Origin of the sequence: Bacillus cereus group sp. N21, from assembly GCF_016483395.1 — a bacterium.
GTDB classification, from domain to species: Bacteria; Bacillota; Bacilli; order Bacillales; family Bacillaceae_G; genus Bacillus_A; species Bacillus_A pseudomycoides.
Genome location: NZ_JAEHBX010000026.1, coordinates 1 through 24,891, shown reverse-complemented (window position 1 = coordinate 24,891; position 24,891 = coordinate 1). Strand labels below are relative to the sequence as shown.

Genomic DNA, 24,891 nt, shown 5'->3' with positions numbered 1-24,891 from the left:
AGGGTATTATTTTGTTTCTGCTTTAGGTTGGGTAAAAAAGAAGATAAAAATAATTAAAGGAAGAGCGAGCAGAAAGACCCCATTCTTAGATGGTTGAATAGTAGGAATATCGGTTAAAGCCATGTTATCATTCCTTTGTAAGTGTTTTTAATAAGCTTGGATTCACATGAAAATGTTTGGACACAACCTTTTGAAAGAAAGTATAATCTCGTTTTAAGTAAGGGAGAGAAGGTTCAAGTTTAGGAACACCGAAAATGGGCCCACTAACATTAATGGTAAATCTGCCAGGTGCAATAAAGCTACCCGTAACACCAATTTCATCATTGAATAATAATACGGCGAGGATAACGTCTATTATATCAATAATCACATTCGTAGTTTGTTTTTCGAATTTACCTTCTAATCGACTTTCACCTGTTAATGGTCCTCCTAATGAAACGCGAAACCCTCCTGGTGTCACAAAAACTCCTATAATGGTGATTTGTCCCGTTAACAATAGTGCGACTGTCACAATATTGAGATCGCGTTGGATAGACCGTATGACTTGTATATCTTTTGTAATTTCGATATTTTTTTCCAATATTGTCACACCCTCTAGATACATATTATTCTGAGCCATGTTGAATGTGAGTAAGGATAAGGATGAAATATAGGAATTTATGTAGTAGTGGAATCAAATGTAACAATAAGTATTAGCGGATATCAAGGATGAATTTTTTTCAATGTTTGCTAATGCTTGTTGGTTGATGTTTCTTGATTACTGTACAGATGGATCGGGCTTTAACAAATTGTTTTTGTAACGAATCAATAAACCACTTTAGTGGTTGCTTTTATTTATAATAATTATAATTAAGAAGTATAGTTGTTTAGAAGGGGTGGTAGGATGAGTAAAAACTTTATTATATTTGGAGCAAGCCAAGGGCTAGGCGATGCATTTGTAAAAGGCTTACCCACCAAGGGAGATACAGTATGGGCGGTGTCACGCACACGACCAAGTAGTTTAGATATAAATGACGGTGTAAATCGTAAATGGCTCACAATTGATTTATCTAGTCAACAACAAATTCCTTCTTTTAAAGAAACGTTAAAAGACATTGCTATTGATGTATTAATTTATAATGTCGGAGTATGGGAAAAGCGTGGTTTCGAATATGACTATACGTTTGATAAGGATGAAGTTGAAGATATTTCGAACTTAATCAATATTAATTTAACTTCCACTATTACTTATATTCAGGCGCTTTTACCTAATTTAAGACAGGCGAAAAACGGAAAGATTATTTTAATTGGTTCCACAGCAGGGTTAGATCATACGAATAATGCGCAAGTTTCGTTTGTCACGTCTAAATTTGGCTTACGTGGTATTACGAATGCTTTACGTGAGCATGTGAGAAAAGACAAGATCTCTGTAACGTGTATTAATCCAGGAGAGCTTGCTGCTGAAGTACCTTATGAAGAAGGTGCAGAAAAGGCAATTATGTTGTATGGAGGGACACGTATTCCTGTGCAAGATATTGTAGCGATTGTTCAATGTGTTATGAATTTATCGCCAGTTTCATGTGTAAAGGAAATTAATATTCCTGCCATAACAGACTTAAATGCATGATTGTATAGCATATGAATAGGTTTTTTTGTATATTATAAAAATTAATCATTGGTACTAAATACAGCACGTATTTTGATCAATCTTTTTTGAAAATGAGAGCTGGTGCTTTTGTATCACCGGACAACAAAGTATGAAATCAATGTAATGTGACAGATATCTCATAAAAAATGATTTAGACTATAGAAAAAGTATTAAACTATTAAAAAATAGTTGTAGACTCAAAGTGCTTTCTGTACATGAAAGCACTTTTTACTATCTTTTAATTGTTTCAGAATAGGCATATTTAGTCATGCTCATTTTTAAGGATAAATAGTGTTTTAAGAGTTTTTTAGTTTATTTGAATGAAAGTTCGTTTTGTTTTCGTTCTTAAGTTGATGGGCATGGGGCTTAGCCGAGATACGTGTAAAAATGGGTATCTTACAAAAAGGTAATCTTTATGTAAGGTTATTAGATAGTTCATTTACTATCCTAATGTAATAATAAGAGTGTAAGAAGCAATCATAATTTTTTTAGAATGCAACTTCAAAAATATAGAGGAGGATTAACGTGTGAAAAATTTATGGCTACTTAAAAATAAAGCAGACAACAGAAATAATAAGTTTGTAGATAAAATACCTAGTTGGATATATCTTCTAATATGCAGTGTTGGTATCATGGTTCTCTTTTATGGAACGCAATTAATAGTGGGTACTTCACTTCAAACTATCTTTAATTTTATTCAAGAAACTAGTTCTACATATCGTTTTATAGGAGTCATTTGTACTTTTATTGGAATATGGATGCTGCTCCTAGTGTATGTTTACATATTTAAGAACCCGATTTCTAGTATAGGATTTACCAGAGATTGGTCATATAAGATTATTTCGAATATACTTAGTGGTCTAGCGATTGGTATGTTTATTAATTTTGCAGGTATCTATATTTACTCTCTTATGTTTAATGTTCAAATCGGATTTACAGAACAAATCTCTAATTTTAATGTTTATCCATATGTTTTATTATGTTTTGTTACTTACCTTATCCAGGGCGGCGCAGAGGAACTGTTTTTAGAGGGTTTTTAACGAAATGGCTCGTGAAAAAATATAATCTTTTACTTGTCTTTCTTTTCACTTCTATTCTATTTTCTCTCATGCATTCCTTGGGTGGATTTAATCTAGTATTTTTGACGTATGCTCTTTGTTTTGGATTTTTATTATTTTTAGTTGCTGTTGATAGTAATTGTATATATAAAAGCATGGTAATTCATGGGGTTTATAACGCGTCCGAGACGCTGTTTAAATTAAACGGTGACAGTATGGGGAGAGAGCATTTATTCTATGCAAATGCTAACATGGAGGCTTATCAGGATAAGGCCTATCTTATCATCTCAGCAATAATACTTGTTTTCTGTGTATATTATTTAATAAAACTGCACAAAAAGAATCCAAAATGGTATTTCATGAGAAGCAACCAGGATTGTTAATTATAGTTTAGGAGACCCCATGATTATCAAGCTAATCTAACGATGTGATTCTAATCCGTAATTACACTCTTTTCTGTTTATACTTTTAGTTTACCAAAAGAACCTTAAATGAAGTTCGTATTTTTATAATTTTTTAACTGGTTTTCAAGGGTATTTACAAGTAGATGGATATAGTGGTTATCATCAAGTACTGGATGTCACCCTTGTGGGATGTTGGGCGCATGCCAGACGGAAGTTTGATGAAGCCTTAAAGGTTTTACCTGATTCACAGAAGGGGAAAAAAGTGAAGTAAACAAAAAAGTAACTCCAAAATCAACTTTTATTGTATATTTTGGAGTTACTTTACGGTTACTCTATGCTTGTTTCTAAAGTTAAATCTGTATAGGAATTATCCTCACCTATATTTAAGATTACTTCACATTGACGTAATCTCAATTTAAAGAGCGTTATAGAATCATGATAAACTTCAGGATTTGATCTCATTTTATGCAGTGTATCTTGTTTTTCTTGTATTTCTAAATGAGTGTTTTCTATAGCTTGTTTCAACGCGCCAAATGGATTTTTAAAGAACATATTAATATCCCGCTCTAGTGCGTTTTCAAATAGCTCAAATTGCAAGAAAAATTTGTTTATAATAGAAGCCGTTACATCGGTATAATCTTCATTTTCTAAATACTGTTTGTATTTGTTATATAGCATAGCTTTATTTTTAGGAAGAACTCCAAATAATTTCCCGGCACTTTTCAATAAAAATTGTGCTGGTGTAAATCGGCGTAAGATATTTACTTCTTCCATTTGTATTCTAGTTGTCATTCTATCAGTATCTCTGCGCCAGTCATCAAGCACTTTAAAGTCACATTCTAACTGTATTCGATTTTCTCCACATAAAGAATTAAGTCCTTCACTGATTTCTTCTAAGTACGATTGACTTTGAAGGAACTCGTTATTAGAAATTGCAATCCAATTTTGCATAGAGCGAGCAAGATTAGGTAACACAGTTTGTTCTAGATATTTTTGAACTCTTTCGTTCATCGCTGTATTTAGTTCAATATCAATGTGCCCAAAATCGCTTTCTTCACTAATTAAATCAGAACAACTCTGCAATAGTTTCGGAATATGTTCTGTAAGATCATTAGTAATTTCGTTTTTCATTGTACGATATGATTGTGTAATGAAATGAATTTTTTCCTTCTCAAAAGCAGTAAGGTTATTAATAAAACCATTTAGTTTAACTAACATATCTTCATTCCAATTAATAGAATCCACTAGGTTGTTTTCCATCTCGACGCGTTTATCCAAAAGATATGTAATTGTTTTTCGAATGAAAAACAATAGCTTTTCAGTACGTTCTGCATCGATATTTTTATGGTTAAAGTTAAAATGAATAAACTCAGTTAAATCGTTTAGTTGTTGACTATTTGTATATAACGAAGAGTAAGGGAAAATTCTCGCATGCGGGAAATATGCGTTTATTCTCGCTTGCGTATCATGTATAACTCTTTTTGCTTCTGCTTCACTGTAAATGTTATCGATTTTATTTAATAAGAAATGAATTTGTAGATTTGGTGTATGTTCTTGAATACTTAATAGAATGTCACGTTCTTTGTCAGTAAAAGGTGAATCCGCATTCAATATGAATAATAATTCGTCTACAGAATTTAAATATTCGAATGTCTCATCTCTAGTGTCGTTGTTCCTATTAAAGCTAGGTGTAACAACGAATGTAAGTTTATTTTTACTTAAAAATCTGCATGGTAATTTAAATTCAACACATGCTCTATCTCTATATGTTTGGCGGTGTAGAGACATCATGTTATGGAAATCAGAGAAATTCTCAGTTGTTGTAATTGTTGAATCTGTTATAGCGTTAATTTCTGTATGAGCGTCATTTTTAAAGACAACTACATTTGAGATTGAGTTTTCTAATATATTTTCTCCTAGTATAGAGTTAATAAATGAAGCTTTTCCGTTTCCTGAAGTTCCAGTTACTAAAAGGCGATTTGTTCTTAAATCTGCAAGCTCGCCAACTAACCATCTAAATCGATGACCCATTTCTAAATCATGTTTTTGTGCCCACTGTGTAATAGATTCAAAAAGATGTAAACTATACTCTAAGCCATTCACATGATTAATAGAATATGACAGTAGGTTTTCCGCATGTTTTATATTTGCTGAATCTATTTTGGAAGGGAAAATCTCATCCCATGCCAATACTGCTGCAGATGGAAATACAGAATGAGACGGATTGGCTACCTTTAACCAATTTGTTAAAAGATTTGGAATGATATCGTGTAATTGTCTTAGCGTATATTGACCTTGAATTAATTCAAAGTACGTTTCTTCGTAAAGAGAAGAAATTTTGTCCCATATATCGGACGAATGTATTTCGATATGTAAGAAAAATTCATTTATTGTTTTAAGCCATAATAAGTAATTTTGTTCATTTTTATAGCTGTGCCAAAGTGATGAAACAATTTGCGTAAATTGTACTTGATCTACATTATTTAATGTAACTAATACTTTATAAAAATAGTCTGGTGAAATATTTTTAGTAAATCCTTTATCGATATATTCTTTTAGAACCTCAAACCATGGAAAAGATTCTGTTCGAATTAACTCATTCACAGCAAGCTCTACTGCACTGTCAAAATCTTGCTGTTCTTCATAAAAGGAACGTGCAATTGTTGTGACGTTTGGATAATCGGGATTTAAAGAAACCGCTTCTTTAATAACAGCGAAAGCTGAATCAAGATTATTTTGCTCGATGTAAAGAGACAGTAATTGCAGTACAATTTCGGTCATAAGTATTTTGTTATCAGTAGTAATGGAGGTATAAACATTTTCAGCAACTGATAATTGGTTAAGTTCGAAGTAAGCATCCGCAATATTTTTTTGTGCCCATGGTGCTAATTCATTACTGACTTTCTCCCATTTAAAAATAGCTGTTTCAAAATCTTGATGGTGATAATAAAATTCACCTTGTGCAAAACGAATATAAGATCCATCGGAAATCTCATTTTTTTGTTCGTTTAAATAAGCTCCTCCAAGTACTTGAAGAGGTGGATGTGTTTCATTCTCCATTAGGAATGTTTCATAATATATCTTTTTTATTAATTGTTTTTCTAATCTCATTTTTTCCTCCACTATATCTTGAAAAATACATTTTTCTCCATTTGTCAATATTTTTTTTGTATTTATGCTTTTTATTTTAACAAAGAATTTCTTTTGGAAAATTTCAATTTCCTTTCATTTTTTAAGTAAGATTGAATTTTAATGAGAAAAGTTTCAGTTTTTTTTCAATTTCCTTTCACTTGTGAAACAACATTAGATGTTCCTAATAACTCGATACGAATATACATTAAGTTGTAATATTCCATGTAGGGTTCTGTTGCAAAGTTTATTAAAGAATAGAGGAAATCATCCAAAAGCTCTTTATTTTATGTAATTGCAAATAAATTTCGCAATTGATCATACGCCGAAAAACCGAAATCAGGGTTCAGATTTCGGTTTTGTTTATATAAAGCGTGAACGGTTTCAATGCCTTTCAAGGTTCGTGAAGCATGACGAAGACCAACAAAACACCCAAGAAATCCGCATGTTCCACCTCCTACAGAAGAATGGACGGAAATCTCATCGATATGAGAAGAAAACAGTCTTTGATGTTTTGGGTGTTGTCTATGAGTCTAATGGATTGAGAAAGCAAAAGAAAGCTGCATCATTTTTAAAAGTAGGCCTATTGAGGCTTATTCTCCGACACTGATTTTTAGAGCGGGATGGATAGATGATACCGCCCGCCCTTTTGCGAGCCGGTTTACCAATCTTTTCATCAGGATCCAAACGATTCCGCTCCTGAAAAAAAGTGACATTTATTTCCTTAATACACCCACAAATTAAGAAGAAAATAGTTATCAGGAGGTGATAAAACATGAACAATGAAAAGCAAAGAAATACCGATCACACGCACCCGGTAGAGGGGAAATATTGTAGTAATGAAGGGGAAAAAGTTTGTTCTGGTGACCGTACGTTTGTATGTAAAAATAATCATTGGATAGCTAGAGGTGAATTTTGTCCAGACGATAGTACGATGTAACTTGTGTCAAAGCGATAAGGCCTGAGAAATCAGGTCTTTTTTTACGAAAAATAATGAAGATGTTGTCGTTGTAATTCCTGTACGCTAAGGAACCGACTTTTTTAGATTGGCTGGTTCAACTAAACCAGCTTTTTCAACTTCAATGGCTTCATAAATATGGGCTTTCAAGATGGTTTCCATTTCAATTATTTCTTGAACATTGGTGAACCGAATCTGGCGCGCCGTCTGTGCATTCTCCGTTTGTTGGATTAGAATCCCATGGGCATCCTGTAACAAGGCACCTTTGTGAAACAGAAGCGCACAATATTCTTTAAATCCATGTATTAAAACTATGTTTTTTTTCTCAAACGTGTAATAAGGATGCATCCATTTAAATTCTTCGGTTAGCTCACAGTCAAGAACGATATTTCTCAACTTCTCATATTCTTCCTTCCACTTTTTGGCTGCATTTAAAAATTCATCAATCTTGAATCATTTTCCATTATCCACTTGGCAAGCGTTCTTGATTTTCTGGCAAGATGGCATCTAAACAATTAATATTTTTGGCAATTAATTGTTTTATCATTTTAACCGAGAAGACCCCCTCCTCTAAACGAAGTGAAGGTGGGGGATGAATCGGTTTTGTCTTTTTTAAAGAAAATGTCTCTTTTTAATAGAACGTATGTTTGTTTTGTTGTATAATGATTTTATCAAACAAAATGAGGTGAGAACAGGTGAAGAAAGCGTATTTTTCGAAACGGATCTATAAGACGGATTTACCACATGAGATGGTAGATGCATTAACACAGACAATCGAAACATTTAATCGGGCGAAACGCTTTGCATTTCAAACAATCGTCCGGGAAAAACGGTGGAACCGTAAGATGCATACAGACAGTCTTCATCTTGTTCTCAAGCGAAACTATCAATTGAATGATTACTATGCAAACAGTGCGATGCAAGAAGCAAAGGCGTTGTTTACTGGTTTAATGGAGTTACAAAAAATATATGAGAAACAAACACAAGAGAAGCTAAAGAAACTCAAGAAAAAATTGAAACAAGAACGGACAAAACTAACAAATCTTCGTAAAATCAAACAAAGTTGTGTGAAGGGAAAGCTGACGTTCCCGAAAAACACCCGCTTCGCGAAGCACAACAACCTCATCTCCTTATCTCGTAAAAAAGACACCTTAATTTGGCTGAGTGAATATCTGTTTGAGTACCAGTACTTAGATGTTCAAATTAAAAGGATTCAGGCAAAAATCGGCCTTTTAACCCACCGGCAATACCGTTTGACGCAAAAACTTTCATCCTATCAAACGAATATTCCAAGCGCAGTATTTGGAAGCAAAAAACTGTTTCGCTCCCAATTTACAATCGATGAGTTTGTACGTAACCATGATAAATGGAAAACATTATTTTCTCGTGCTCGAAATAAACAACTTATATTATCTGGCCGTAAAGATGCCAAACATGGGAATTTTTCGTTTCAGTACGTGCCTGGGACAAAGGAATTATGGATGACGACAAGTTCTGGGAAAACACTTACGTTTCCATCTGTTACATTCCCGTATGGACAAGAAATCATGGAAGAAGTAATCACAACCCAATTACAGTGTAAGAATAAGAAAAAACATGGCAAACCGATTGCGTGGTCTGTGGAAGATCATGGGGAGTATTACATTGTGAAATGTTTAGTCGATGTGCCGGGAAATTCTCATACGAATTATAGTACATCAGATGGCGCAATTGGTGTGGATTGCAATCTCGAACATTTTGCTTGGGCAAATGTAACGAAGGATGGGAATTACAAAGGAAGTGGTTCCCTCCGTTTTTCAATTCTAGGTAAATCCACCGGCCGAATCACAAAGATAATTGAGGCGGAAGCCATTCGCTTAGTGGATTTAGCGGAGCGATATAACAAACCAATTGTACTAGAGAAATTAGATGCGACTCAATCGAAAACAGGGGATCGCTACGGGAATAAGAGAGCGAATCGAATGAAGAGTATGTTTGCGTATGAGAAGATGACAAGTGCAATTCTGGGTCGTGCAGATAAAAGGGGCGTTGCTGTCTTTCAAGTGAATCCCACTTACACTTCGATCTCAGGAAAGATGAAATATATGCGGAAACTCGGTATCTCTATTCATCAATCCGTTGCTTTTACGATTGGACGCAGAGGGCTAGGGTATAAAGAAAAAGTGCCCCAAGTGCTGCAGCCGTATATTCCAAAGAAAGAGGCGCACCACTGGAGTCATTGGCATCAACTGAATAATCGATTGGATATTCGCACGCATCATTTCTATCAGCTATACGATGTAGATCAGCCGAAAAAAGCCTTACAAATCGAACGGTTACACTTGTTTGAAAGTGAAAAAAAAAACTAGCAAAGCTACTTGCACGATAAAAAAGGACGCTTTGTCCCAGTCTCTTACGCTTATTACCAGAGCAGATAACAAGTCTAGGAACTGGATACATGACAAGGTATTCTACTCTCGATATAAGAAAAAGTAGCTGTACCTGTTGTGTTTTCCTTTCGTTGGAAGATAGAATGGGTCGTCTTACATAAGGACACTACTGAACTTCTATATCGTTGTATCCTTTTTGTTGAACGAGGGGAACTGTTTTTGCTAGGGCAGAAACAGGAGAATCCCCCATCTACCTCAAGCTCGTGTAGAGGTAGTTCAATTCTATGCCTTTAAATACAGCAGGGTTGAATGCTTTACCAAGAGAATTGGGTTCACATGCCTCTGTGCTATCTATGAAAAATGGAACTATTACAGCTATCCAACTAGAGAAATTAGCTTCTATCTTGGGCTCAAATGATGCTTATACCTTTATGTTAGTTTTATCTATTGTAGCGTTAATATTTGCATGCTTTATGCCTAAAAAAACAGCAATACCAAAAGCAAAGGTTAACCAAGTAACAGATTAATTAATGTCATATTCAAGATGAAAGTTAAAGCAAGTGACCTAATAATTGAGATCACTTGCTTTTTCATTATAATTGTTTAACATAGCCTTAGATAAAAATAGATCATTAGTATTGATCCTTCAAACTAATGGCATAAAGCATCGTATCTTTTTTAGAAATATCATGACTTAATTTCAAATTCACAAAAAAGCTGGATGACTTGCCCTTGAGCTTTTTTTTTAATAATTATAACAAAACTGATTTATTATAATTGTTTATGAACTTAACTTTATCTTATAGAGGAATCGATCTACAGAGGGAGATCTCAAAGAAAAAATAAAATTATCCTTAGAGTAGGAAAACTAAAATTACATCTTCCAAAAAATGTCTTAGCGTAGGTTTTATGTCATTTGGTTGGCGGGACCCCATTGCCATCAAGCTAAGAAATTCATTGTTCCCCAAAACGAAAAAAATGAGCTAAATTATTATACATAACTTTGGAAAGATAAAATCTTTGTTTTTTTATTTTGAATATTCAGAATTAAAATTTTTACAACACATATTAGCTGAACTACTATACCAAAAAATGAGACTCAGAGATACTACATCAAAAGATTCATTAGGGAATTGTAATTGCTCTGCATTCATTGGTAGAAGTGTAATAGGTTTTTCATGTATTTTTGCTTTGTTTAACAAATCTTGTGAGAGATCAATTCTTGTAAGCTGGACATCAGAAGGTAGAAAACGAAAGTCTTATCTGGTTCCAACGCCAACAAATAAAAGATGCTGTTTTGATTTGAGAGGAAGAGGAGAAAAAGATTTCTTCCTTGCATTTATTCCGCTATTCGTGGGCAGTAAGAATCTCAACTCAAACTTCAGCAAAAGCAAAGAAGTTAGGCGGGGGATCAACTGTCCGTAAAAGCCCGATTGGTGAGGGCTAATAGTCAGAGGGGGATGAAGAAAAACCCTCTGATTAAAGTTTCACTTTATAAATAATTTGTTTTGCATTCTGTAATCATGAATTACAGAACCAATTTTATCTATAACTTTAAATTTTGTGAGATTGTAGGTTAATAAAAATAGGTGTAGATGTAAAATAAAGTCATGATGTTTGTAAAAAAGCTGTATGAATGGTGTTTTAAACCATACCACTAGTGAAAGAAAATACACATGTGGTGGACCTTTTGAGATAGATGTAATTATGTAAAAATGTTAGTAAGGGGGCAAGGAAGTGTTTAATGATTTTAAGTTTGTAGACAATCGTCCGGTGTATATCCAATTGAAGGATCATTTGAAAAAAATGATTATGAAAGGTCAACTATTGGAGCATCAGAAGCTCCCATCTACCCGAGAATTAAGCAAATTATTATCGATTAGTAGAACTACTGTTCTCACTGCTTACGCAGATTTAGAACAAGAAGGCCTAATCTATGCGATAAAGGGAAAAGGAAATTTTGTAGGGAAGGTCGATGCATCCCAAACACCATCTATTGAACTAAACTGGAAAGAAAAGCTCAATAAAGTTACCTTGCAAGCTGATGAATTGGATTTAATGAAGCACGGTGTTCGCTGGGAAAAAGGCATGATTTCATTCAATAGCATTGCCCCGGATGAAAAACTTTTTGATGTTGAAAATTTTAAAAGGGCTTTTTTGACGAGGTTATCCAATGAAGGTGATATCATTTTGAACTACGGATATGCCAAAGGTTATAGACCCCTAATTCATTACCTTCTTCATTATATGGAAATGAAAGGAGTAGACATTTCCAATAAAGATATTCTTATCACGAATGGCTTCACTGAGGGTCTGGATATTTTATTGTCTTCTTTAGCTAAAAAATCCGGGCGTATTATTTGTGAAAACCCTACCCATCATACTGCATTAAAGCTTTTTCGATTACATGGATATGAAATCCACGGGATGGAGATGAAGGATGATGGTATCGATATTTGTCAAGTTGAGAAAAGCTTGTCCGAAACAGATTTTGATTTTGCATATCTAATTCCGTCCTACCATAACCCTACCGGGATTGTCACCTCCTCTGAAAAAAGGTCTAAAATTATGAAACTTTTTTCAAAATATCAAATTCCAATTGTAGAGGATGGATTTAATGAGGAATTACGTTATTCAGGTTCACATTTAGCGCCGTTATTGACTTTTTCCGGACCCGGGAACAATGTTATCTATATTAGCAGTTTTTCAAAAGTTCTTTTTCCGGGCTTACGTGTTGGTTGGATTTTAGCGGATAAGAAATTAATCCACTACTTGGAAAGTATGAAAAGGGCACGAAATATTCATACGTCCACATTGGATCAGGCAGTACTGTATCAATATTTACATGATGGCTATTTCGAAAAATATTTAAAAAAGGCCAAGTCAATTTATAAGAAAAAATATGAACTAGCCCTTAATTCTTGTAATGAATACATTCCATTTAAAAGAATGACTGGAGATGGCGGACTTCATCTTTTTATAGAGTTAGAAAAAGGAATAAATGCACGTATACTTTTGAAAAAATGTTATCAAAAGGGAGTTGTTTTTTCTCCTGGAGATGTCTTTTACACGGATGGAAAGGGAAGTAATACGTTTCGATTAGGATTCTCTCGGTTAAAAGAGGAAGATATTCTCAATGGGATTAAGATAATTGGTGATACCTTAAAAAATGAAAATTAGGAGTTGGAACAATGAGAGTTGGCGTTATTATGGGAGGCGTGTCTTCCGAAAAACAAGTGTCACTCATGACAGGGGAAGAAATGATTGCACATTTGGATAAGAGTAAGTATGAAGTAGTGCCTATTAAACTAAATGACAAAAAAGAGCTTGTTGAAAAGGTAAGGAATCTTGATATTGCATTGTTAGCACTTCATGGAGAATATGGGGAGGACGGTACGATTCAAGGGACACTAGAAACTCTCGGTGTTCCATATACCGGAAGTGTCATGCTATCAAGCGGTATTTGTATGGATAAAAATATGTCGAAAAAAATGATTCGTTATGAGGGCATTCAAACACCAGATTGGATTCATCTTTCAAATACGGAAGAGCTGCAGCTTGATGAAATAGATAAAATGGGATATCCGTTAGTAGTAAAACCAAATTCAGGTGGTTCCAGTGTAGGGGTAAAGATCGTATACGATAAGGATTCTTTACTTTCTTCTCTTGAGGATGTATTCAAATGGGATTCTGAAATAGTGATTGAAAAATATATAAAGGGCGAAGAAATTACATGTTCTATTTTGGACGGAAAGCTTTTACCAATCATTTCGATTCAACATACGGCTGAATTTTTTGATTATCATGCGAAATACGATGATATCGCTACGATTGAAGAGGTTGTGGAACTTCCGGCTACAACATATGAACGTGTTGTTGAAGCTGCAATGACCTGCTATAGAGCATTAAAATGCAGTGTTTATGCTAGGGTGGATATAATTATAAAAGATGGAATCCCGTATGTGATGGAAGTGAATACATTGCCGGGGATGACAAAAAATAGCTTGTTGCCTAAAAGTGCCCATGCGGCAGGAATCTCATATAGTAAGCTGTTAGATATGATTATAGAAACCTCATTACAAGTTAGAAAGAGCGAAGGTTTCTAATGGTGTATAAAATTAAAATATGATTTGAAATCTTAAAATTCTAACAAAAACACCATTTCTAGTTACTCAGTTCATTTAGGTCTATGTGAATACACAAAGCTTTTGATAGTTGTATGAACTAAAAAGTATTTCGTTTTTTCTATTATTCGCGAAATATATAAGGTTTTTGAAAAGGGGAGTAAACAAAAATTCTATGCTCATATATTTTTTCTAACATGTAAATTGGATGACAGTGTAGTCAATTCAGAAGTTGTACCGAAATTTTGTGTTGGAAAATGTAAAGATAATAGGATTACACCTAGGGGGAATCATGCATGTCCGATTGGTCTCAATTAGATAAAGAATATGTAATGTCTACGTACCACCGCATACCGGTTATTATAGAAAAGGGTGAAGGTTGTAAGCTTTATGATGTGAATGGTAAAGAATATCTTGATTTATTCTCTGGTGTAGGAGTGAATATATTAGGCTACAATCATCCTAATATTATAAAAGCCACCTTTGAACAAGTTACAAGATGCTTACATCTTCCCTTTCATTTTTTAAACCCAGTTGCTATTGAATACGCCAAAAAATTAGTCAATTATTCTTTAAAAGATGGGAAAGTCTATTATACAACCTCTGGTGCGGAGGCTACCGAGGCAACCTTAAAACTAATCCACAAGTACAGACATATAACAAATCAAAAACGTAATGGAGTAATTGTACTTAAAGAAAGTTTTCATGGACGTACATTAGGTGCTCTTCACTTTACAAGACAAGAAAGTGTATATCAAGATTTTCCGCGTACGTCTATTCCTGTATATGAAGTGGAACGAGAGAATTTAGAGGAACTAGAAAGAACCATACTCAAGGAAAATCCAATTGCTATTATGCTAGAGCCAGTATTAGGAAGTGGTGGGATATATCCTTTGTCGGGTGAATATTTAAAAGGTGTTGAAGAGCTTTGCAGACAGTATAATGTGTTATTTATTGTTGACGAGGTGCAAAGTGGGATAGGGAGAACTGGAAAATTGTTTGCTTATCAGCATTTTGATATTACACCTGATATTATTCAATTTGGTAAAGGAGCGGGAGGCGGTACACCTTTAGGGGGAATAATAGTAGGTCCACGACTTTATGATATATTCTCACCAGGTGATCACGGAACAACATTCGCACATTCACCAATTGGTACGGCTTTAGGATTAACTGTATTAAAAACATTAATGGATGATGGTTTAATGCAACAGTCTTATGAAACGTCCTTATATTTAAATGAAAAACTTCAAAAAATCCAGAAGGAAAACTCCTCTTTTATCGAAGAAGTACGTCATTGTGGAATGATGTTTGGAATCAGTATTCACGACACGAATGAAAATGTAAACAAACTACAATTAGAATTACTAAATAAAGGCATGCTTGTAGACGTTACAAAGGGAAATACAATTCGTTTACTTCCCCCTTATATTATTACAAAAGAAGAAATCGATGAATTTATTCATCAGTTTATTTCCTGTATCGAAAAATCATTCGCATTGACAAGCTGATTGTAGTAAATGCTTATTCTCTCTTCTATTTACTATTGTGGCGTTAGAATAAAGTCGTACTGTTATATCTCTTTAGCTATTATTATAGTTAAAGGATATTTATTTTTTGATGAAAGGCATTGAAAGGAAGTTGTTCCTATGAGTAATCCAAAACATTATGTTTCAGCGGGTGTAGTCGTTTTAAACGATGAGGGGAAGATCCTGTTAATTCGTAGTCCGCGTAGAGGGTGGGAGCAACCAGGAGGGCAAGTTGAAGAAGGGGAATCTATTCAAGACGCTGCTGTAAGAGAAATAAAAGAAGAAACTGGGATTGATATTTGCGTGACAAAGTTCTGTGGTATATATCAAAATCTAAGTTCAGGTGTTTGTGCGACTTGTTGGCTAGCAAAACCGATCGGGGGTAAGTTAGAAACAAGTAGTGAGAGTTTAGAAGTCGGATTCTTTACGGTTGAAGAGGCTTTACAGATGGTTACGTGGTCAAATTTTAAAGAGAGAATTGTAAAAAGTTTAGATGAAAAAGAGCAACCTTTTTTTGTGGTGTTTTAATAGATAATATAGAGTAATCAAAAATAGAGAAAGTATAGCTTTCTCTATTTTTGATTAACGTTTTATATGATTTAAAAAGGTAATTGTTTTTTCAACCGTAGTTTTATTAATCGAATAATACTTTGTTTTACCTTCTTTTCTCACATGAAGAAGATCGCCGCTTTCTAGTACAGCTAGGTGCCGAGATACAGTGCTTTGGTGTAATCCAGTTTCATTAATAATTTCTTGGGCAAATAATTCTTTATGATTAGCAAGCACCGTTAATATCGTTAAGCGTGCTTGATCCCCTAAAGCGGTAACAGTAGGGGTGATTTCGTCTATAGTTAAAAGAGTATTGGGTGTAGAATTTTGTTGTGGAGATGTTGACTTTGGTTCAAATGAAATATACAGTATCTCATCAACTTTAAAAAGAGATAAGAAGTTTCCCATATGCAATGTTGGAATAAAAGTAATGTTTTTGGAAGAACGAATTGTTTCAATCCAAGAACTGTCAGGATATAATCCGGTAATCATGAATACATGGGTTTGGAGAGTTGGATTATTATTATCATTGGGAGAGTTCACAAAAGAGAGTAAAGAAATTTATAGTGTCATTCAAGGGTTCTTTGGATGCGTAGTAATCATTACAAATATGATGATCCCCTTCATATGGAAAAACTTGAATTTAACTATTTATACAATCGCGTCTATCATCTGGGGTGTTGGGATCTTTTTGCTTGGATTTACATTTAATATTTCATTTTACTTTGTTGGAGTATGTATAGTCGGGATTGGTCTACCGTTAGCGGGACTAACGAGGGTATACATATTACAAAAACTCGTTCCGAAAGATATGTTAGGGCGAGGGTTCAGTTTTAATGCAGTTTTGCTTTACTTAGCAGATACAATATCTCTCTTTGTATTTGGAATTCTGTCTATATTTATTTCTCTAAATGTTATGTTTATTATGTGCGGAATTGGAATGATGATAATGTCAATTGCATTGAAATTCCTTGTCTTTAGAAGACACTCTGTGAAAGAAGAGGAAAAGTTAATGTGTTGAAATTGGAGGAGTTCTTATAAAAAAGGAATAAATCCAATGTAAGCGTGCGGATGTATTCCTTTTCTATTTTTTTAAATGTTGTTAGAGCTGCACTCGACTATTTTTCACAGGTTCGTACGTCTTATCAAGTATTAAGTTATAAGTCAGTCCAAGTAATACTAAAAAGCCTCCGATTATTTTACCGATAGATACATCATTTGATGTGAAGAAATCAATTATAACTCCCATAAATAATTGCCCCACAAAAATCAATAAAGTTAAATAGAAAGATGATATTTTAGGAGTAATATAGTTTGATAATACAATTACAATAACACCAACTAAACCTCCTAAATATACTACAAATGGTATGGAGTGCAATGTCGTAGCTGATACGTGAAGAGATTCATTGCTAAAGAGTAAAAATAAAAAAGAAAAAAACAATCCCGTAATATAATTAACAAATGTTCCTTGGAAAATTCCAATCTTTGCTGCTAAGTTAGCATTAATAATTCTTGCAACTACAATGGAAATTCCGGCTAAAATTGCAATGCAAATATATAACATAGTTCCATCCTCCATTAAAAAATAGTCATTACAACAATTCCCGAAGAAATCAGAAGTAATCCAAACATTTTTTTCTTTTCAAATTTCACGACCTTCATACCTAATAAGCCGAAATGATCGATAATAATAGATGAAACAGATTGCCCAAGTAAACTTAAAGCGATTGTAATAGAGACACCGAGTGCTGTGAAGCTTATATTACTAAATAGTACGGTGAAAACACCGATAGCTCCTGCACTATAAAGATAAAGCGGTATCCCTTTTTGCATGTGAAGTTTGGATTTGCTAACGAGTAAAACAATGACAATGGCAACTAATCCAACGATATGAATCATCACACTAGATGTATAGTTACCTGTCATTTCAGATAAGATACCATTTAAAGGAATCATAATGGCGATGAAAGCACCTATAATAATTGAGAGTAAATTATACAATGACGTTCCCCCTTTATAAATTTACATGTAATGTATCATGATTAAATCGTGAGCTACTATGACATATGTCATAGTGAAAGGAAGAAATTTTCTTTATAATTAAAATGAGTTACAAAGGTGGGGGATGTATGAAGAAAATATCTAATTCTCATAAGTTAGATGATTATGTGCAAAAGAATAAAATTGCATCATTTTTTAGCAATGATATGAAATCATATATGGAACTATTACTCTTTAAAAAGAATGAGCATATTTGTAAGGAGAATGAAGATATTCACTATCTGTATTTCTTTGTTGAAGGAAAAGCGAAGGCTTATAACACATTAAGTAATGGGAAATCTGTATTATTATGTTTTTATGATAGCTTGCAAATATTGGGAGATGTTGAATTAATCCACTCGCAAAAAACAGCTTCAAATGTACAAGTGATGGTAGACTCTTATTGCATTGGAATCCCTTTAGAAAAGGTGAGAGAACGATTGCTTCAGGATGCAACCTTTTTAAGGTGTATCTGTGGTTCTTTGTCTCATAAGTTAAATAGATTGTCAAAAAACAGTACGATTAATTTACTGTATCCTCTTGAGAATAGGTTAGCAAGTTACATTCTTGCGACTGGAGAAAGACTTATTCATAATGAACAAAGAATTATATTTAATGGGAATTTAACTGAGACATCGGAATTGCTAGGAACAAGCTACAGGCATTTATTAAGAACATTAAATACTCTTTGTGATAAAAGTGTAATTAGAAAGAATAATGGGTACTTTGAAGTGACAAATATCGGCCTTTTAAAAGAGCTTGCGGCAGATGTTTATAAATAAAGAGAATGTAAAAGTATATGTCTAGTGGTATTTCAATAAGAAAGTAAATTATTAAATTGTTACTTATATCGAATTTAAAAGCGCACTATTGATGATAAAAAGTTTCTTATCATCAATAGTGTGCTTTTTAGGTTTATAGGTTGAGTAGAAAGAAGAATTGTTTTCCTTGATTTGTAAAAAAGAAAACTATAATATTAAATCAAACATATGAACATATGAACATATGAACAATTATTCATATGTTATTGTAATAAAAAGGAGGAGGAAATATGTTAGATGTAATTATAGTAGGAGCTGGTCAAGCAGGTTTAGCTATGGGATATTACTTACAGCAAGGAAACTATAACTTTGTTTTATTGGATGGAGGGAAGAGGATTGGTGATTCATGGAGAAAGCGGTACGATTCTTTACAATTGTTTACACCAAGGGATTATTGTGCATTGCCAGGTATGAGGTTAAATGGAAATCAAAATGAATTTCCTAGTAAAGATGAAATTGCAAATTATTTAGAAGCTTATGCGAAACGTTTTTCCATACCGGTGAGGTTAAATATCAATGTTTCCAAAATAAGAAAGAAGGGACATGCGTTTGAGGTTTTTACTCCTAACGAAATGCTACAATCTAAACGAGTTATTATCGCATCAGGTGCTTTTCAGAGGCCTTACATTCCTTCTATTTCACAAAACCTTTCCAATGATACCTTTCAAATTCATTCTTCACAATACCAATCACCAATGCAAATTCCAGAGGGATCAGTCCTTGTAGTAGGAGGGGGGAATTCCGGTACACAAATTGCAGTAGAACTAGCGAAATCTCGTGATGTTACGATTGCTGTAAGTCATCCGCTTTCTTTTTTACCACTAAAAATAATGAGAAGGAGTATTTTTGCTTGGCTGGAAACAATAGGACTATTATATGCTAGAATCAACACATGGCGGGGAAGATGGTTTCAGAAGCAGAAAGATCCTATATTTGGTTATGAATGTAGAGAGCTTATTCGTAATGGAGCAATAGCATTGAAGCCGAAGGTCGTAAATGCATTGCAGAATAAAGTAGTGTTTTCAGATGATAGCGCATGCAATGTTCAGAATGTAGTATGGTCTACAGGGTTCATACCGAATTATCAGTGGATTGAAGTAGAAGCTGCAATGAATCAAGCAGGATCACCAGTTCATACAAGAGGTGTTAGCGGGGTGCAAGGGTTATACTATATTGGTTTACCTTGGCAACATCAAAGAGGATCAGCACTGCTTTGTGGTGTGGGCCGAGATGCAGAATTTTTATTTTCAGTTATTCAAAAAGAAGATTCAATGTTTAATACAAGAATAAAAAAATAGACCGGTAGCAATTCCTACCGATCAACAATATGTACATGAATTAGGAGAGGTCAAACTTTTATTAAATTCATTATAACGTATTCTGATAATTTAGAAAACTATAAAGTGATCTTTATATGTTGAGAAAGTTTTTTTGTGCTGCAATATATGGAGAATTAAGAATATCGCATGTGAAATATGTAGTATAGGTTTTATTTTTAAGGATAATAATACCAATTTTCGTGTTATTTAGAGATAGATTTTGGTAAAGTTATAATATGGATATTAATTTATATAAAATTGTTTTTATTTCTATAGTATGTCTATTAATAGAGAGAGGGATATAGTATGAAATTTGATGATCAACGTTTACTCGGAATTAGATTAGGTTCTTTACTTGTAACGGAAGAGAATCAATATTTAGTCATAAAGAAAAAAGAACATTATTCCTTATTAAATATTGAAACGTTAGAGTGTACACCTCTTGAAGTATCATTGGAGCATCTTGAAGAAATGCTTCAGGAGGATCTTCAAGAAAGTATAAAGGAAATCATCGCCCCTGAGCATCTAAAGATTGTAGCTAAAAATATTATATAAAGTAAAAAAAGAAGAATGATAATTTGATGAAAAATGTAATGTTAGGTGGGGGATATAGGTGAAAATACGCATTCATGAAAAAGATAATTCTAAAATTGCAATTATAGAAAGTTCTGAAATCGTAATAAGGGATGTGCAAGGAGCATTAGACTTGATGGCATCCGTCAATTTTTCCTATGATTGTCAAAAAATATTGATTAACAAAGTAAATATTACAGAGGAATTTTTTAACTTAAGAACTGGCCTAGCGGGTGAAATATTACAAAAATATATGAACTACCGCATAAAATTAGCTATTGTTGGGGATTTCAATGTATACAATAGTAAAAGTCTTGCGGATTTTATATATGAATGTAATAAGGGAAAAGCTATATTTTTTTTAAAAGATGAGGAATCCGCTTTAAGTTCTCTTCACTGTGTGTAGTTTCGGATATATAATTTTTTGTACTTAACTCTATAAAAACTTTTCTGTATATTCATGTCAGAACTAAAAAAAAGCTAGCCTTTCGCTAGCTTTTTTAATGATAGCCCTTACTAAAGCTTTCTATAGTTCTAATAAGTTAATAATTTCTCCAATAATCCCTTCATTTTGGTGAACACCTAGGTCTGAATTTGTCATAATGATAGCACCGGTGCCTTTATGTGGATATGCAACAATCATGCATTGAAATCCAACGCCCCAGCCAAGTGAAGAAATACACCTAATCCGGTCCATTTTGAGCAACCTTGTGTGGAAATCATTTCTTTCATTATTTTTGATGATAGTCCGAGTTTACTATTGCCTTGCAAAGAATGGCTGATTTCCATTACTAGAGCAGCTAAATCTGTTGGGGTTGACCAAATTCCTGCAGCAGCTGAATAGGGATAGAACGGATACTTTCCATCTACTACATGTCCGTTCTTATTGTGACCACATGCAAAGTGATCATTTGTGATCTCTTGTTTAGGAGATTCTAGTGTACTGTTATTCATATTTAAAGGTCCAAATATTAACTCTTGTAATAATAGATTAAAAGATTTTCCGGTAACGTCTTCTATCAGTTGTTCTATTATACAAAATCCAGCGTCTGAATAGTGAAACTTGCTTTCAGGCTCATATTGAACTTCGATAGGGACTGGGCAATAGGATGTTTTACCTTGAAGGATCTGTAAAATCACAGGTTTTCCTTGGATGGGGTGATATATATCAAAACTTTCATCCGGATCAATAATTCCTGATTGATGACTTAATAGATTTCGTAAGGTAACTTTTTTATCATAAGTGAATTTATTTTCAGGAACTTTCCAGGATATAAGACGGTTATTTACATTTTCATCTAAGTCCAGTATTCCTTGATCTGCTAATTTCAATACGAGCATCGCTGTGAGGAATTTACTTATAGAACAAGCGTTGAAAATAGAATTCACGTTAACTTTTCTAACCGTCCTCAATTCAAGTGCGCCAAAGCCTTCAGCATGTTCTAATTCTCCATTACGAATAATAGCTAGGCTTAGTCCAGCTACCAGATATTGATTCATTTTTATATATATATCTAGCGTTTTGAGTACCATGTGATTATTCTCCTTTTTCAATGTTACATTCACTATATAATAAATGAAATGTTAAATAAAGGAATGTAATGCGATGTATCGTATTTAACTAGATTGGGAGCGGAATGTTAAAAGTAAGATATAAAGAGAGAGAGAATAGTTAGCTTTTTCGTTAGATCAAAGACGAAATCAATGCATTAATTTCACCACAAATGTAATGACCCAATAAAGAGTTGAAAGATACATAAATGATTTGTAAGGCTGATGTGATAAAACATCAGCCTTTATGTTACGTACTTATATATTCCATCTTAAAATTAGTCCTGCATGTACAAGGCCTCCACCGAATCCATACAAAAGTAAAGTGTCACCATTATTGATTTTTCCATCTCTTAACCCAACATCAAGTGCTAATGGGATAGAAGCAGCAGAGGTGTTTCCGCAATATTGTAGACTTATGAGTGTGCGATCAAGAGAAATACCTGTTCGTTCACAAATGGATTCAATCATCCTCAAATTGACACTATGTGGAATGAACCAATCAATATTTGATATATTTAAATGATTTTTTTCTAGTAATTCTTGTACGCCTTGTGGGACTGTATTTACAGCCCATTTGTAAACAGCTCTTCCGTTTTGAACGAGGTAAGGTGTGTCTTGTAATTGAGTTCCATTCATTGTTTTGGATAAGGAAGTTTGATATAAGTTGATTCCGCCAGAACCTTTAGATCCCATATGAGTTCCTAAAAAACTAGGGTTGTTTTCATCATATTCTACAAGGGCTGCACCAGCGCCATCTCCGAAAAGTATACAAGTAGTACGGTCGCTATAATCTGTGATTTTTGAAAGAGTTTCCGCACCGATAACTAGTATCTTTTTGTTTGTCCCGGAAGTAATAAGGCCGTTGGCAACAATTAGTCCATACACGAACCCAGCGCAAGCTGCACTAATATCAATTGCGCCTGTATGAGGTATTTCAAAATGAGCCTGAACTTGACTTGCTGTATTTGGGAACATGTAATCAGGTGTAGCAGTTGCGACAATAATTAAATCAACGTCATCAATAGAAACGTGGAATCGGTCGATTAAATTTTGAACAGCTCGAATACATAAAGTTGTAGAAAATTCATCAGAGGAAGTGATTCTTCTCTCATGCATACCGGTTCGCTGCACAATCCATTCATCTGTCGTTTCAACAAGATTCGATAAATCTTCATTTGATAGAACTTTCTTGGGTACATAAGTCCCGACAGCTGTAATTCGTGCTTTTGAATTCATACAAATCCCCCTCGTTTTATCACTAAGTTATAATACCTGGTTCTGATTATAAATAAAATTTCTTGTTTATTCAATTATTTGTAAAAATAAGTCATTAATTATATGATCTGAATATAGAACTGGACTAGAAGGGAGAGTTTTTGATGTTGATAAGTAGGGTTACTTTATACAGTAACGCATTAGAAGAAATGAAAGATTTCTATTTAAATAAATTAGATTTTCAGTTATTACATAGTAGTGAAATGAGTTTTAGCATCCAAGTGGGAGAGAGTGAATTAGAATTTCGAAAAAATAATTTGAATAGCAAGCCTCTTTATCATTTTGCTTTCAATATACCGTCCAATCAGTTTTCTGAAGCAAAAGAATGGGCAAAAAAGAAGGTCGTTTTAAATGTAGAAGATGGAGAGGATGAAGTATATTTTTCACGCTCAAATGCACATTCGTTCTATTTTATGGATCCTGCGGGGAATATTGTAGAGTTTATCTCTAGGCATACTATATCTCCAGAAAGTAATGAGTCTTTTTCGGTTCATTCTATATTAAATGTAAGTGAAATGAGTATGACGACAGATCAAGTTCTCGCAGTAGGGAACCAATTGATAGAATATGGGATTTTAGTAAGAGACGGAGAAGCGTTAAGTGATGGTTTTCATTTTATGGGAGAAAACGGAGTCTACTTATTATTAGGGCCATCAGGGCGTCGGTGGTTTTTCTCAGAGTTAGATGCAGCGGTTCATCCGTTACAAATAGAAATTGATAACGAAAAACAGATTGAGATAAATAGACAAGGAGAATGTAATATATCCATTAAGAAGTAAAGGGATCCAGATAAATGCCCTCATTTGTTTAAGATGAGGACAGTAGTATTATGGTGTTTTTGAGGGAGTCTTGTATCGAAATATGTATAAAGTCCATCCTGCCATAATGAGCGGGATGATAACTGTTTTATTTTCGATTTGTTTTTTTTTGAAAATGAACCAGCCAATCATATCGAATAGTAAAGTCAATACAATGCAAAGGACGACAAATTGCAATGAAAATTTGAGGTAACGAATCATAGTGTATGTCCTCCTTCACATCAATGTAATAACTATATATGAAATTCATTTCATGGTAAAATTTTGATATTGAACATTGGTGCGAAATACATAGATTGTAAGGAGAGGAGAATATGGAATTTTGGATTGTAATACCATTTATTGTTTTTGGAGCCATTTATATTGGAGAAAAATTAAATCAAATGGAAAAAAGAACGGATGCTAGACTAAAGCGTATGGAAACTAGATTAGAATTAATAACAAAACAAATGGGAATTGGAGAGGTAGAGCCCGAAATTAATAATGAACTGCGGCAGCTTGTGAAAGATGGAAAAACAATTACAGCAGTTAAGAAAGCGCGCAAAGCATTTGGGTATTCATTGCTGGAAGCGAAAGAATATGTGGATTCTTTATAACAATATAAATAGATCCATATCTTAATATGGATTATACTGAATGGAAAGTAGAAAAAAGATAAGCAAATTTTGAACTGTACCCTATAAAATGGACAGTTTAATAAAAAGACCTTTAAAAATTAGGCACTTAAAAGATGGTTCCGGT

24 protein-coding genes and 5 pseudogenes are annotated in these 24,891 nt (G+C 33.7%); 18 read left to right on the top strand and 11 right to left on the bottom strand.

Going from position 1 to position 24,891, the window contains the following annotated elements:
* Nucleotides 1-127: 127 nt before the first annotated feature.
* On the bottom strand, nt 128-589 hold the full coding sequence (locus JDS96_RS15785) for a hypothetical protein (RefSeq protein WP_307838189.1): 462 nt from the start codon (nt 587-589) through the stop codon (nt 128-130).
* 294 nt (nt 590-883) lie between these two features.
* On the opposite strand from JDS96_RS15785, the gene JDS96_RS15780 reads away from it, so the two are divergent.
* The 4 genes and pseudogenes from JDS96_RS15780 to JDS96_RS15770 all read left to right on the top strand — a co-directional run.
* Nucleotides 884-1,606, top strand: a complete 723-nt coding sequence (locus JDS96_RS15780; protein WP_199667331.1) for an SDR family NAD(P)-dependent oxidoreductase — start codon at nt 884-886, stop codon at nt 1,604-1,606.
* A 548-nt stretch (nt 1,607-2,154) separates the two neighbouring features.
* Nucleotides 2,155-2,667, top strand: coding sequence for a hypothetical protein (locus JDS96_RS32125; RefSeq protein ID WP_242479916.1), 513 nt, complete (start codon nt 2,155-2,157; stop codon nt 2,665-2,667).
* The gene (locus JDS96_RS32120; RefSeq protein ID WP_242479915.1) at nt 2,607-3,068 is read left to right on the top strand and encodes a CPBP family intramembrane glutamic endopeptidase; all 462 of its coding nucleotides are present in this window, start codon (nt 2,607-2,609) and stop codon (nt 3,066-3,068) included. The genes JDS96_RS32125 and JDS96_RS32120 overlap by 61 nt, the downstream gene beginning before the upstream one ends.
* A gap of 130 nt (nt 3,069-3,198) precedes the next feature.
* Nucleotides 3,199-3,354 (top strand): annotated as a pseudogene (locus JDS96_RS15770) (IS66 family transposase); the annotation flags it as partial.
* Between the two features lie 62 nt (nt 3,355-3,416).
* Here the strand turns inward: JDS96_RS15770 and JDS96_RS15765 are convergent.
* Nucleotides 3,417-6,200, bottom strand: coding sequence for a dynamin family protein (locus tag JDS96_RS15765; protein WP_199667330.1), 2,784 nt, complete (start codon nt 6,198-6,200; stop codon nt 3,417-3,419).
* A gap of 305 nt (nt 6,201-6,505) precedes the next feature.
* Nucleotides 6,506-6,646, bottom strand: a pseudogene (locus tag JDS96_RS32115) (IS6 family transposase); the annotation flags it as partial.
* A 347-nt stretch (nt 6,647-6,993) separates the two neighbouring features.
* On the opposite strand from JDS96_RS32115, the gene JDS96_RS15755 reads away from it, so the two are divergent.
* Nucleotides 6,994-7,158: a hypothetical protein gene (locus JDS96_RS15755; RefSeq protein WP_003207814.1), complete on the top strand. Its 165-nt coding sequence runs from the start codon at nt 6,994-6,996 to the stop codon at nt 7,156-7,158.
* A 105-nt stretch (nt 7,159-7,263) separates the two neighbouring features.
* On the opposite strand, the pseudogene JDS96_RS15750 reads toward JDS96_RS15755, so the two are convergent.
* Nucleotides 7,264-7,623 (bottom strand): annotated as a pseudogene (locus JDS96_RS15750) (DUF1801 domain-containing protein); the annotation flags it as partial.
* Nucleotides 7,624-7,871: 248 nt separating this feature from the next.
* Between JDS96_RS15750 and JDS96_RS15745 the strand changes: the two are divergent.
* Both JDS96_RS15745 and JDS96_RS15740 read left to right on the top strand, forming a co-directional pair.
* The gene (locus JDS96_RS15745) at nt 7,872-9,524 is read left to right on the top strand and encodes an IS200/IS605 family accessory protein TnpB-related protein (RefSeq protein ID WP_199667329.1); all 1,653 of its coding nucleotides are present in this window, start codon (nt 7,872-7,874) and stop codon (nt 9,522-9,524) included.
* Nucleotides 9,525-9,820: 296 nt separating this feature from the next.
* Nucleotides 9,821-10,072: pseudogene (locus tag JDS96_RS15740) on the top strand (MFS transporter); the annotation flags it as partial.
* 501 nt (nt 10,073-10,573) lie between these two features.
* On the opposite strand, the gene JDS96_RS32110 reads toward JDS96_RS15740, so the two are convergent.
* Nucleotides 10,574-10,765 carry a methyltransferase domain-containing protein gene (locus JDS96_RS32110; protein WP_307838190.1) on the bottom strand — a complete coding sequence of 64 codons (192 nt, stop codon included), beginning with the start codon at nt 10,763-10,765 and terminating at the stop codon, nt 10,574-10,576.
* Between the two features lie 517 nt (nt 10,766-11,282).
* Between JDS96_RS32110 and pdxR the strand changes: the two genes are divergently transcribed.
* The 4 genes from pdxR (at nt 11,283) to JDS96_RS15715 (ending at nt 15,726) form a co-directional block, all read left to right on the top strand.
* Nucleotides 11,283-12,725, top strand: coding sequence for a MocR-like pyridoxine biosynthesis transcription factor PdxR (gene pdxR, locus JDS96_RS15730; protein ID WP_199667327.1), 1,443 nt, complete (start codon nt 11,283-11,285; stop codon nt 12,723-12,725).
* 11 nt (nt 12,726-12,736) lie between these two features.
* The gene (locus JDS96_RS15725) at nt 12,737-13,651 is read left to right on the top strand and encodes a D-alanine--D-alanine ligase (protein ID WP_006095236.1); all 915 of its coding nucleotides are present in this window, start codon (nt 12,737-12,739) and stop codon (nt 13,649-13,651) included.
* A gap of 314 nt (nt 13,652-13,965) precedes the next feature.
* Nucleotides 13,966-15,180, top strand: a complete 1,215-nt coding sequence (locus tag JDS96_RS15720; protein WP_199667326.1) for an aspartate aminotransferase family protein — start codon at nt 13,966-13,968, stop codon at nt 15,178-15,180.
* A gap of 138 nt (nt 15,181-15,318) precedes the next feature.
* Nucleotides 15,319-15,726, top strand: coding sequence for an NUDIX hydrolase (locus JDS96_RS15715; protein WP_199667325.1), 408 nt, complete (start codon nt 15,319-15,321; stop codon nt 15,724-15,726).
* Nucleotides 15,727-15,780: 54 nt separating this feature from the next.
* Here JDS96_RS15715 and JDS96_RS15710 read toward each other — a convergent pair whose 3' ends face one another.
* Nucleotides 15,781-16,239: an ArsR/SmtB family transcription factor gene (locus JDS96_RS15710; protein ID WP_199667324.1), complete on the bottom strand. Its 459-nt coding sequence runs from the start codon at nt 16,237-16,239 to the stop codon at nt 15,781-15,783.
* Here JDS96_RS15710 and JDS96_RS15705 point away from each other — a divergent pair.
* Nucleotides 16,238-16,768: an MFS transporter gene (locus JDS96_RS15705; RefSeq protein ID WP_199667323.1), complete on the top strand. Its 531-nt coding sequence runs from the start codon at nt 16,238-16,240 to the stop codon at nt 16,766-16,768. The genes JDS96_RS15710 and JDS96_RS15705 overlap by 2 nt on opposite strands.
* An 81-nt stretch (nt 16,769-16,849) precedes the next feature.
* On the opposite strand, the gene JDS96_RS15700 is transcribed toward JDS96_RS15705, so the two are convergent.
* On the bottom strand, nt 16,850-17,314 hold the full coding sequence (locus JDS96_RS15700) for a DMT family transporter (protein ID WP_018781811.1): 465 nt from the start codon (nt 17,312-17,314) through the stop codon (nt 16,850-16,852).
* A gap of 14 nt (nt 17,315-17,328) precedes the next feature.
* A complete protein-coding gene (locus JDS96_RS15695) occupies nt 17,329-17,751 on the bottom strand; it encodes a DMT family transporter (protein ID WP_003198769.1) in 423 nt (140 codons plus the stop codon).
* Nucleotides 17,752-17,879: 128 nt separating this feature from the next.
* Between JDS96_RS15695 and yeiL the strand changes: the two genes are divergently transcribed.
* The 4 genes from yeiL (at nt 17,880) to JDS96_RS15675 (ending at nt 20,909) form a co-directional block, all read left to right on the top strand.
* Nucleotides 17,880-18,572, top strand: coding sequence for a transcriptional regulator YeiL (gene yeiL, locus JDS96_RS15690; RefSeq protein WP_199667322.1), 693 nt, complete (start codon nt 17,880-17,882; stop codon nt 18,570-18,572).
* Between the two features lie 269 nt (nt 18,573-18,841).
* Entirely contained in the window at nt 18,842-19,909 is a 1,068-nt protein-coding gene (locus JDS96_RS15685) for a flavin-containing monooxygenase (RefSeq protein WP_199667321.1), read from the top strand.
* Nucleotides 19,910-20,236: 327 nt separating this feature from the next.
* Nucleotides 20,237-20,485, top strand: a complete 249-nt coding sequence (locus tag JDS96_RS15680; protein WP_199667320.1) for a hypothetical protein — start codon at nt 20,237-20,239, stop codon at nt 20,483-20,485.
* Nucleotides 20,486-20,543: 58 nt separating this feature from the next.
* Complete coding sequence (locus tag JDS96_RS15675; protein WP_199667319.1) at nt 20,544-20,909, top strand: DUF4180 domain-containing protein; 366 nt, start codon at nt 20,544-20,546, stop codon at nt 20,907-20,909.
* Nucleotides 20,910-21,029: 120 nt separating this feature from the next.
* On the opposite strand, the pseudogene JDS96_RS15670 reads toward JDS96_RS15675, so the two are convergent.
* A pseudogene (locus JDS96_RS15670) lies at nt 21,030-22,036 on the bottom strand (serine hydrolase domain-containing protein).
* Nucleotides 22,037-22,312: 276 nt separating this feature from the next.
* Nucleotides 22,313-23,293, bottom strand: coding sequence for a ketoacyl-ACP synthase III (locus JDS96_RS15665; protein ID WP_199667318.1), 981 nt, complete (start codon nt 23,291-23,293; stop codon nt 22,313-22,315).
* 143 nt (nt 23,294-23,436) lie between these two features.
* On the opposite strand from JDS96_RS15665, the gene JDS96_RS15660 reads away from it, so the two are divergent.
* Nucleotides 23,437-24,111 carry a VOC family protein gene (locus JDS96_RS15660; protein WP_199667317.1) on the top strand — a complete coding sequence of 225 codons (675 nt, stop codon included), beginning with the start codon at nt 23,437-23,439 and terminating at the stop codon, nt 24,109-24,111.
* A gap of 48 nt (nt 24,112-24,159) precedes the next feature.
* On the opposite strand, the gene JDS96_RS15655 is transcribed toward JDS96_RS15660, so the two are convergent.
* Nucleotides 24,160-24,351: a hypothetical protein gene (locus tag JDS96_RS15655; RefSeq protein ID WP_199667316.1), complete on the bottom strand. Its 192-nt coding sequence runs from the start codon at nt 24,349-24,351 to the stop codon at nt 24,160-24,162.
* A 113-nt stretch (nt 24,352-24,464) separates the two neighbouring features.
* Between JDS96_RS15655 and JDS96_RS15650 the strand changes: the two genes are divergently transcribed.
* Nucleotides 24,465-24,746, top strand: a complete 282-nt coding sequence (locus tag JDS96_RS15650; protein WP_199667315.1) for a hypothetical protein — start codon at nt 24,465-24,467, stop codon at nt 24,744-24,746.
* Nucleotides 24,747-24,891 lie beyond the last annotated feature (145 nt).

What these genes read in the sequence shown, in the direction of transcription:
- JDS96_RS15780 (WP_199667331.1), top strand. Translation starts at nt 884, where the DNA reads ATGAGTAAAAACTTTATTATATTTGGAGCAAGCCAAGGGCTAGGCGAT.
- JDS96_RS32120 (WP_242479915.1), top strand. Translation starts at nt 2,607, where the DNA reads ATGTTTTGTTACTTACCTTATCCAGGGCGGCGCAGAGGAACTGTTTTT.
- JDS96_RS15765 (WP_199667330.1), bottom strand. Translation starts at nt 6,200, where the DNA reads ATGAGATTAGAAAAACAATTAATAAAAAAGATATATTATGAAACATTC.
- JDS96_RS15755 (WP_003207814.1), top strand. Translation starts at nt 6,994, where the DNA reads ATGAACAATGAAAAGCAAAGAAATACCGATCACACGCACCCGGTAGAG.
- JDS96_RS15725 (WP_006095236.1), top strand. Translation starts at nt 12,737, where the DNA reads ATGAGAGTTGGCGTTATTATGGGAGGCGTGTCTTCCGAAAAACAAGTG.
- JDS96_RS15720 (WP_199667326.1), top strand. Translation starts at nt 13,966, where the DNA reads ATGTCCGATTGGTCTCAATTAGATAAAGAATATGTAATGTCTACGTAC.
- JDS96_RS15715 (WP_199667325.1), top strand. Translation starts at nt 15,319, where the DNA reads ATGAGTAATCCAAAACATTATGTTTCAGCGGGTGTAGTCGTTTTAAAC.
- JDS96_RS15705 (WP_199667323.1), top strand. Translation starts at nt 16,238, where the DNA reads ATGAATACATGGGTTTGGAGAGTTGGATTATTATTATCATTGGGAGAG.
- JDS96_RS15710 (WP_199667324.1), bottom strand. Translation starts at nt 16,239, where the DNA reads ATGATTACCGGATTATATCCTGACAGTTCTTGGATTGAAACAATTCGT.
- JDS96_RS15700 (WP_018781811.1), bottom strand. Translation starts at nt 17,314, where the DNA reads ATGTTATATATTTGCATTGCAATTTTAGCCGGAATTTCCATTGTAGTT.
- yeiL (WP_199667322.1), top strand. Translation starts at nt 17,880, where the DNA reads ATGAAGAAAATATCTAATTCTCATAAGTTAGATGATTATGTGCAAAAG.
- JDS96_RS15685 (WP_199667321.1), top strand. Translation starts at nt 18,842, where the DNA reads ATGTTAGATGTAATTATAGTAGGAGCTGGTCAAGCAGGTTTAGCTATG.
- JDS96_RS15680 (WP_199667320.1), top strand. Translation starts at nt 20,237, where the DNA reads ATGAAATTTGATGATCAACGTTTACTCGGAATTAGATTAGGTTCTTTA.
- JDS96_RS15665 (WP_199667318.1), bottom strand. Translation starts at nt 23,293, where the DNA reads ATGAATTCAAAAGCACGAATTACAGCTGTCGGGACTTATGTACCCAAG.
- JDS96_RS15660 (WP_199667317.1), top strand. Translation starts at nt 23,437, where the DNA reads ATGTTGATAAGTAGGGTTACTTTATACAGTAACGCATTAGAAGAAATG.
- JDS96_RS15655 (WP_199667316.1), bottom strand. Translation starts at nt 24,351, where the DNA reads ATGATTCGTTACCTCAAATTTTCATTGCAATTTGTCGTCCTTTGCATT.
- JDS96_RS15650 (WP_199667315.1), top strand. Translation starts at nt 24,465, where the DNA reads ATGGAATTTTGGATTGTAATACCATTTATTGTTTTTGGAGCCATTTAT.